At 32.4% G+C, this 9153-nt stretch carries 5 protein-coding genes and 1 pseudogene; all 6 read left to right on the forward strand.

The features are described from left to right. The first annotated feature begins 216 nt into the window (after positions 1 to 216). Positions 217 to 4011 (forward strand): efflux RND transporter permease subunit, encoded by a 3795-nt coding sequence (locus V5787_RS09035; protein ID WP_336892916.1) that lies wholly within the window; start codon positions 217 to 219, stop codon positions 4009 to 4011. 3 nt (positions 4012 to 4014) lie between these two features. After that, positions 4015 to 5259, forward strand: a complete 1245-nt coding sequence (locus tag V5787_RS09040) for a TolC family protein (RefSeq protein ID WP_336892917.1) — start codon at positions 4015 to 4017, stop codon at positions 5257 to 5259. A gap of 11 nt (positions 5260 to 5270) precedes the next feature. Further along, positions 5271 to 7067, forward strand: a complete 1797-nt coding sequence (locus V5787_RS09045; RefSeq protein WP_336892918.1) for an efflux RND transporter periplasmic adaptor subunit — start codon at positions 5271 to 5273, stop codon at positions 7065 to 7067. Positions 7068 to 7085: 18 nt separating this feature from the next. Next, positions 7086 to 7553, forward strand: a complete 468-nt coding sequence (locus V5787_RS09050) for a heavy metal-associated domain-containing protein (protein WP_336892919.1) — start codon at positions 7086 to 7088, stop codon at positions 7551 to 7553. A 265-nt stretch (positions 7554 to 7818) separates the two neighbouring features. Then, complete coding sequence (locus V5787_RS09055) at positions 7819 to 8718, forward strand: EamA family transporter (RefSeq protein ID WP_336892920.1); 900 nt, start codon at positions 7819 to 7821, stop codon at positions 8716 to 8718. Between the two features lie 243 nt (positions 8719 to 8961). Continuing rightward, positions 8962 to 9153, forward strand: a pseudogene (locus tag V5787_RS09060) (IS5/IS1182 family transposase); the annotation flags it as partial.

The raw sequence follows: 9153 nt of genomic DNA on the forward strand, positions 1-9153 counted from the left end.
TAAATTAGTTTCTATTTCCTTTATATTTCAATATAAAATAGAACCGTAACCTTGGCTATGCTTCTGTTTTTTATTTCATCTAAAGAAAAAAATAATTCAAATTTATTATCAACCAATCTGAAATTCATTTGGTATTACTCCTGCTTATTAAGGATTCTTGGAGTAAATCACTCATAGCTTTTTTTATGTTTTAATCAACACATTAATTACTAAAGTATGCTAAATAAAATCATCAAGTATTTTCTCGAAAATAAACTTGTTACCCTGCTTTTGCTTGGAACAATGATAATGTGGGGAATTTCTACTGCTCCATTTAATTGGGGAGCTTCAATAATCCCTAGAAATCCTGTTCCTGTAGATGCAATTCCAGATATCGGAGAAAACCAACAAATTATATATACCGAATGGAACGGACGTTCTCCACAAGATATTGAAGACCAAATAAGTTACCCTTTGACAACGGCTTTATTAGGAATTCCTGGAGTAAAAACAATTCGTAGTAACTCCATCTTTGGACTGTCCAGTATCTACTTAATTTTTGAAGATGACGTAGAATTTTATTGGAGCAGAACCAGAATATTAGAAAAATTAAATTCACTCCCCCGTAACTTACTTCCTAATGAAGTTTCCCCTGCATTAGGCCCAGATGCCACTGCTCTGGGGCAGGTGTATTGGTACACATTGGAAGGAAGAGACCAAGATGGAAATCCTTCTGGAGGATGGGATCCCCAAGAACTAAGATCGATTCAGGACTTTCAAGTAAGTTTTGCCCTTACAGCAGTTAAAGGAGTATCTGAGGTCGGTACTATTGGAGGTTTTGTTAAAGAATATCAGGTAGATATAGATCCTAACTCCATGAAAGCTCATAATGTGACAGTCGCTCAAATTATGAAAGCGGTAAAAAAGAGCAATCTTGATATTGGAGCAAGAACCATTGAATATAATAAAGTAGAATATTTAATTAGAGGTCTCGGATATATCGAAACTTTAAAAGACCTAGAAGAAAGTGTTATCATTTCTAATGACAATGTACCTATTAGAATAAAGGACGTCGCAAAGGTTGCATTTGGTCCTGCAACACGTCGAGGTGGTTTAGATAAAGGTGGCTCCGAAGCCGTAGGAGGTGTTGTAGTGGCGCGTTATGGTGCGAATCCTTTACAGGTTATTGACCGTGTAAAGGAAAAAATTAAAGAGATAGAAGCAGGTCTACCCTCTAAAACATTAGCAAATGGTACTGTTTCTAGAGTTAGAGTTATTCCTTTTTACGACAGGACAAGCTTAATCAAAGAATCTTTAGGAACACTTGAGGAAGCTCTTACACTTGAAATGCTTATTGCTTTACTCGTTGTTATCGTTTTGGTATTGAACCTCAGAGCCTCCATATTAATCACGAGTTTACTACCTCTCGGAATTCTCATTACGTTTATTATGATGAGCCAGTTTGGAGTAGATGCCAATATTGTTGCCTTGTCTGGTATTGCCATTGCCATTGGAGTAATGGTAGACGTAGGTGTCGTATTTACCGAGAACATTATTCAGCATATTGACTTGCCTAAAAATATAGGCAAAAGAGGAAAAGAATTAATGCAAGTAATATATGAAGGAGCTTCAGAAGTTGCCTCGGCAGTGGTTACGGCTTTATTTACCACTATCATTAGCTTTCTACCAATATTTGCCATGCAGGCAGCAGAGGGTAAATTGTTTACTCCCTTAGCTTTTACCAAAACATTTGCTATGTTGGCGGCTTTGTTTATTGGAATAGTCTTTATTCCAACATTCGCTCATATTGTATTTTCCATTCGCTTTGATAAAGGTAAAATGAGCAAAGTATGGAACGGTTTACTTATTATCTTTGGTTTTATATTTTTAATAGGATTTGCTAGTTGGTTATCAACAGCTCTTATTCTCTTTGGATTTAATAATCTCCTAGAATATAAATGGCATAAAACCAAAAGAAAGTATGTAAATTACATTAACATATTAATTACATTATTCGTTGTCGTATATCTAATTACTGGGGTATGGATGCCATTAGGAGTTCAAAATAGTTTTTTTGCTAATTGGCTGTTTGTTTCTATAACTGTTGGGATAATCCTAGGTTTGTTAATGTTAATGATTAAATATTACACACGATTGTTAATTTGGTGTTTGGCTAACAAATGGAAGTTTTTAATGACCCCAATCTTTATCGTTCTGTTTGGATTAGTCTCATGGCAAGGATTTGATAAGATATTCAGTTTCTTTCCTGAGTTTAGCAAGAAAAACACAACATGGAATAAATTATCAGAAACATTTCCAGGAGTAGGAAAAGAATTTATGCCTTCACTAAATGAGGGTTCTTTCTTACTTATGCCCACTACAATGCCACATTCAGGTATTGAGGAAAATGTAAATGTAATTAGAAAATTAGATCGACAACTTAATGCAATACCAGAAGTTGAAATTTCTGTTGGTAAATGGGGAAGAGTAAACTCTGCTCTAGATCCAGCACCAATTTCTATGTATGAAAACGTAATCAGCTATTTTCCTGAATTTAAAGTGAATGAAGATGGTCATAAGATGCAATTTAAAATAAATAAAAAAAATGCCTTTGTATTAAAAGATGGATCTACATATAAATATACTGTGGATCCATTTAGGTCAATTCCAACAAAAGATTTAATCGAAGACAATGATGGGGCATATTTCCGTCAATGGCGAGAACATATCCAGTCTCCTGACGATATATGGAAAGATATATTGATACATGCAAAAATTCCAGGGCTAACCTCTGCTCCAAAATTACAGCCTATAGAAACTCGATTGGTAATGTTGGCTACAGGAATGAGGGCTCCAATGGGGGTTAAAGTATTTGGTCCAGACTTGGAAACCATAGAGAAAGTTGGCTATGATATTGAGAATATTTTAAAACAAGTTCCAAGTGTAGAAGCATCTGCGGTATTTGCCGATAGAGTTGTAGGAAAACCCTATTTAGAAATAAAAATTGATAGAGAAGCGATTGCTCGTTATGGTCTTACTATAGAAGACATGCAGAAAGTTATTGAAACTGCTATTGGCGGAATGCAACTCACTACCACTGTTGAAGGCAGAGAGAGATTTCCTGTACGAGTGCGATATGCTAGAGAGTACAGAGACAATCCTGAAGATTTGAAAAAGGTATTGATTCCTACACCAGAAGGTGTTCAAATTCCATTAGAGGAATTAGCAGAAATGATTTATGTAAGAGGTCCACAGGTAATTAAAAGTGAGGACACTTTCTTAGTCAGTTACGTGATTTTTGACAAAAAAATTGGTCATGCAGAAGTCGATGTAGTTGAAGATGCTCAAGCATTATTAAAACAGAAAATAGAATTTGGAGAATTTGTACTACCTGCAGGAGTTAGTTACCGATTTACAGGAAATTATGAAAATCAAGTGAGAGCAACCAAACGATTAATACTCGTAGTTCCAATTTCACTATTACTCATTTTCTTAATTCTATATTTTCAATTTAAATCAGTGGCAACCACTTCTATGATTTTTAGTGGATTAATTGTCGCATTTTCTGGCGGTTTTATCATGTTATGGTTATACAGTCAACCAGAGTTTTTAAACTTTTCTATTGGAGGAATTAACCTTCGAGATTTGTTTCAAGTACGTACCGTAAACTTAAGTGTAGCTGTTTGGGTAGGATTTATTGCCCTTTTTGGAGTTGCTACAGATGATGGAGTGCTTATGGGAACGTATCTAACTCAATTATTTAAAAAAGAAAATCCTGACACAAAAGATAAAGTAAGAGCAACAGTTTTGTTGGCAGCTTCTAAAAGAGTTCGTCCTGCGGTATTGACCACAGCAACTACAATTATTGCTTTAATACCCGTATTAACCTCCCAAGGAAAAGGTTCTGATATAATGGGACCAATGGCCATTCCATTATTTGGCGGGATGCTTATAGAAGTAATGACTATGTTTATTATGCCTGTCCTTTATAGTATGTGGCAAGAAGGAAAAATTAAACAACTAAATAAATAGAAAATGATATATTTATATAAAATCATCACAATCTCTCTGTTGCTATTTATAGTAAAAACACAAGCTCAAACAAAATTATCGGACTATCTAATTATTGGAGCTGAAAACAATCTGGGTCTAAAGGCTAAATTTTACGAATATAATGCGGCGTTAGAAAAAGTTCCTCAAGTAGGCACTCTTCCAGATCCGAAGTTCTCATTTGATTATTTTATTTCACCAATTGAAACTAGAGTTGGACCGCAAAGGGCTAAACTGGGCATTAGTCAAATGTTTCCATGGTTTGGCACATTGAATGCAAAAGAAGATATTGTTATTCAAATTTCGAAAGCTAAATATGAAGCTTTTGAAGAGGCAAAATCAAAATTGTTTTTTGATATAAAATCACTTTATTACAACGTTTATTTTATTCAAAAAGGAATTAAAATCACAAAAGAAAATATCCGTATTTTAAATACTTTTCAACAATTATCAATCATTAAGATAGAAACAGGAAAAGCATCAGTTGTTGATGAAATGAGAGTAGAAATGGAAATTAACGAACTCCTAAATCAATTGGCATATTTAACGGATAGTAAATACGCAATCGAAGTTAATTTCAATAATCTCTTAAATAGAACTGATAGTTCCTTTATTGTTATATCAGACACACTAAGGAGCGATAGTTTATTGGTTTCTAAAAATGAATTACTGAACAGTATTTATACTGAAAATCATCTGATTAAGCAATTAGAATACAAAATACAGTCTTGGAAGAACCAAGAAGTTGTCGCTAAAAAAAAGGGAATGCCTCAATTTTCTATAGGTGTTGATTATGTTTTTATAGGAAAAAGTAGCAACCTTGATTTAGGAAGTGAAAATGGGCGTGATGCTTTTATACTTCCTAAGGTCGGAATTTCTATTCCTTTATATAGGAAAAAATATAAGGCTCTGGTTAAAGAAGCTTCATTAAACATGGAAGCAACTCAATTCAAAAAGGAAAACAAACAAAATCAATTAACCTCATTATTTGAGAATGGATATAAAGACTACCAAGATGCTGACCGGAGAATTGACTTATATCTAAAGCAATTAAAACTTGCTGATAAATCCTTAAATATACTTTTAACTGCCTACTCTACAGACGGTAAGAACTTTGAGGAAGTATTGAGAATGGAAAGGAAAGTATTAAAATATGCACTAGAAATTGATAAGGCAAGAGCAGATAAAAACGCTACGGTAGCATTTATTAATTATTTAATGGGCAAATAAAAATCATAAATATGAATAAAATATTAAAAAATATCTGGATCATACTTGCTGTTGGATTAATAACAGGCATTGTTATTGGTGATTTTTTGGGAGGAACTTCTACTGACAAGGAGCACGCTAGCCACCAGCATGATAACGAAGAAGAATCTCAAATTTGGACCTGCTCAATGCATCCTCAAATACAGAAAGACAAACCTGGACAATGCCCATTGTGTGGAATGGATTTAATTCCTTTAGACAATTCAATGGATAATGAAAATAATCTACCCGATGAAGTGCCAATGTCTGCTTCTGCTATGAAATTGGCAGAGATACAAACTTATATTGTAAAGAAAGGAAAACCAGTAAAAGAAATCAGATTATTCGGTAAAGTGAAAGTCGATGAACGATTAATGTATTCACAAGCAATCCATTTCTCTGGTCGAATAGAGAAATTGTATATCAATTTCACAGGTGAAAAAGTGAAAAAAGGACAAAAAATAGCCTCTGTTTATTCAGCAGAGTTGGTGACCGCACAAAAAGAGCTATTTGAAGTACTGAAAGACGAGTTGACAAATCCAACCTTAGTAAAAGCTGCTCGAAATAAATTGAAACAATGGAAATTCACCAACATACAAATTGCAGCACTCGAAAAGTCAGGAAAAATTCAAACAGAAGTAGATATCCTTTCTGATTATAGTGGATATGTAATTATGCGAATGGTATCTGAAGGAGATTACTTTAATGAAGGTCAAATCCTTTTTAAAATTACCGATTTAAGTAAGGTATGGGTCTTATTTGAAGCTTACGAAAATGACTTGCCTTGGATAAAAGTTGGAGATCAATTCGAAATTGAGCTAAAATCATTACCAGGACAAACATTTACTGAAAAAGTAACATTTATCGACCCTTTTATAAATCCAAAAACTAGGGTTGCTTACGTAAGAGTTGAACTAGCTAACAGTAAAGGAAAATTAAAACCAAATATGTTTGCCAATGGTATTGTCACTACAAGATTATCAATTGATCAAGATGTGATTTTGGCACCTAAAACGGCAGTTCTCTGGACAGGAAAACGCTCAATAGTTTATGTGAAAATCCCAAATCGTAAACACAATTCATTTATATATCGTGAAGTGATTTTAGGAAGTGAAGCGGGCGATTTTTATATCATTAAAAAAGGATTAAAAGAAGGTGAACAAATTGCCTCTAATGGTGTATTCAAAATTGATGCTTCGGCTCAACTAGCGGGTAAAAAGAGCATGATGAATCCAACTGGAAAAAAAGTTACAACAAGTCATAATCATGTAGGTAGTAAGCAAAATCAAAAAAAGATGAACATGAACCCTATAGTTATTGTTGATAAAACTAAAATTCCTTTTGAATTCAAAAAACAATTGGGTAATGTGGTTAACGCATATCTAGCTCTTAAAAATAAATTATCGAATGATAATTCTACTATTAAAATAGAAGTTAGAGCTGTACAAAAATCATTGACTAAAGTTGATATGACTTTGGTTATAGAGAATGATCATAATGAATGGATGAAAACCTCTAAGTCATTAAATAATGACTTAAAAAAATTATTAAAAGAAGTAAATATTCATAAACAAAGAAATATTTTCTTAACTATAAGTAAATCACTTTCAAATATTATCATGAAATTAGGAGTAAAAATGGACGAAAATAAAACCTTGTATTTAAAATTTTGCCCAATGACAAATAACAATAGCGGTGGATATTGGCTAAGTATCGAAAAGGAAATTCAAAATCCATATTATGGTCAATCAATGTTGAAGTGTGGAGAGATAAAACAAGAAATTAAATAATCATTAAATCAAATAGACATGAATAGAAGTAAATTAACAATAACCAATAAAAATCAATTTATCATGAAAAAAAACACCTTACTAAAAATTGTATTTATTAGTGTAATGGCATGCACAAACATCAAATCATTTGCAGTAAATAATAATACTGAAATAACATCAATCATGCTCAATAATATAGTAACAGAAACATTTAAAGTTTATGGCAACTGTGGTATGTGTGAGAAAACCATTGAAGCAGCGTTGTCTAATAGTAAAGGAATTGTAAAAGCTGATTGGGACAAAGAAACCAAGATGATGGTAGTAACATTCCATGAGAATGAAATAAGCTTGGATGAAATAAAGAAAAAAATTGCTGCAGTTGGTTATGATACAGATAAATTTAAAGCAACAGATAAAGTCTACAAAGGACTATCTAACTGTTGCCAATATAAAAGACCTTCTGAAAACAAAATGAAAGATGGTCATGAAGGTCACAATCATTAGAATACTGATTTAACTATAATTTAAAGGATTATTTTAAAACAGGTTTTCTTTTGATTATAACAGAAATAAACAAGAAATGTTTTATTAAGAGCCCCTCTATAAATTGTTTAAAATTTAGGAGGGTTTTATTTATCTAGATTATAATATATTGATTCTAGTCTGACACAATTTAACACCTCTCGAAATCCAATTAATAAGACCTTTTTACCAAAACAAAGCCACTTAAATTCTTTTATAGCAGCTTTAAAAAAGTATCTTTGCTGCCATGTGGATGTATTTGGGCTTATTGTCAGCTTTATTTTTAGGATTACATAATTTATGTAAAAAACATGCAGTACAAGGCAACGAGGTCTTTCCTGTACTTTTAGGAACTATTACATCAGGATTTTTTTTATTGCTCCCCTTCTATTTAGGGTCCCAATACTTACCAGAATACACTCGAGAAATTGGTTTTTTTGTAGAAGATATTCCATGGATAACACATGGTTATATTTTTATAAAATCTCTTATCATGGCTGCTTCATGGATATTGGCATATCAAGCATTAAAGCACTTACCTATCACTATCGTAACTCCAATTCGTTCTGCAGGCCCTTTTTTCACTTTTCTTGGAGCTGTTTTTATTTATCAAGAAAAACCTACAGGCTGGCAATGGATAGGATTTTTTGTTATTATTTTTTCTATATTTCTTTATTCTAGAATAGGAAAAAAAGAAGGAATCCTTTTTAAAAAAAACAAATGGATTTTTGCTATTATTGGTGCTACATTTTTGGGTGCTTCTAGTGGTTTATATGATAAATTCTTAATCCAAAATTTAGGTTTAAATCCGCAAACTTTACAGTTTTGGTTCTGCTGGTATACAATCCTTATACTCTTGGTTATTTTTAGCCTTAATTGGTTTCCCTACAAAGAAAAAAGAAAAGCATTTAAGTTTAGATGGTCAATTCCAGCTGTAGGAATATTTCTACAAACAGCAGATTATTTTTATTTTAAAGCATTACAAGATCCTGAATCATTGATTATGTTGCTATCCGCTATAAAAAGAAGTCAAATATTAATTGCTGTAATCGCGGGTGGACTTATTTTTAAAGAAAAGAACAAACGAAAAAAATTGATTCCTTTGATAGGTATACTTATAGGAGTCGCTTTTATTTTGTATACTTAAAATATCAACCCAATATCTGATAATACAGATACTTTTAAAAAGGATTGCTATTAGGGAGGAGCTAATACCAAATAAACATCAAAATGATTGATTAAAGTAGTTTCTACTTTACAAATGAATTAATCAAAATTCACTTTTTTTTTACCGAAGTTAAGACCGTTGCAAGGTACATGACAAAAACAAACATCCAAACTTAGGATATAAATCATTGTTTGTTAGTTTATTAAGATGTATATTCAAGCCATGAAACTACAAATAACACCTACTTTTGCAGATAGCATTTGTGATTTACGCACAAGAAAGATAAAAGCTACATTTTTCAGTCAAATAAATATTCTTATCGATTGGGATCGAATTTCAAAAATAATAGACAAGGACTATTCCAGAGGTAAAAGTGCCGTTGGTAAGCCTTGCTATGATGGTTTGTTGCTTTTT

This window comes from Flavicella sp. (assembly GCF_037132785.1).
Classification (GTDB): Bacteria; Bacteroidota; Bacteroidia; order Flavobacteriales; family Flavobacteriaceae; genus Flavicella.

What these genes read in the sequence shown, in the direction of transcription:
- V5787_RS09055 (WP_336892920.1), top strand. Translation starts at nt 7,819, where the DNA reads ATGTGGATGTATTTGGGCTTATTGTCAGCTTTATTTTTAGGATTACAT.
- V5787_RS09035 (WP_336892916.1), top strand. Translation starts at nt 217, where the DNA reads ATGCTAAATAAAATCATCAAGTATTTTCTCGAAAATAAACTTGTTACC.
- V5787_RS09045 (WP_336892918.1), top strand. Translation starts at nt 5,271, where the DNA reads ATGAATAAAATATTAAAAAATATCTGGATCATACTTGCTGTTGGATTA.
- V5787_RS09040 (WP_336892917.1), top strand. Translation starts at nt 4,015, where the DNA reads ATGATATATTTATATAAAATCATCACAATCTCTCTGTTGCTATTTATA.
- V5787_RS09050 (WP_336892919.1), top strand. Translation starts at nt 7,086, where the DNA reads ATGAATAGAAGTAAATTAACAATAACCAATAAAAATCAATTTATCATG.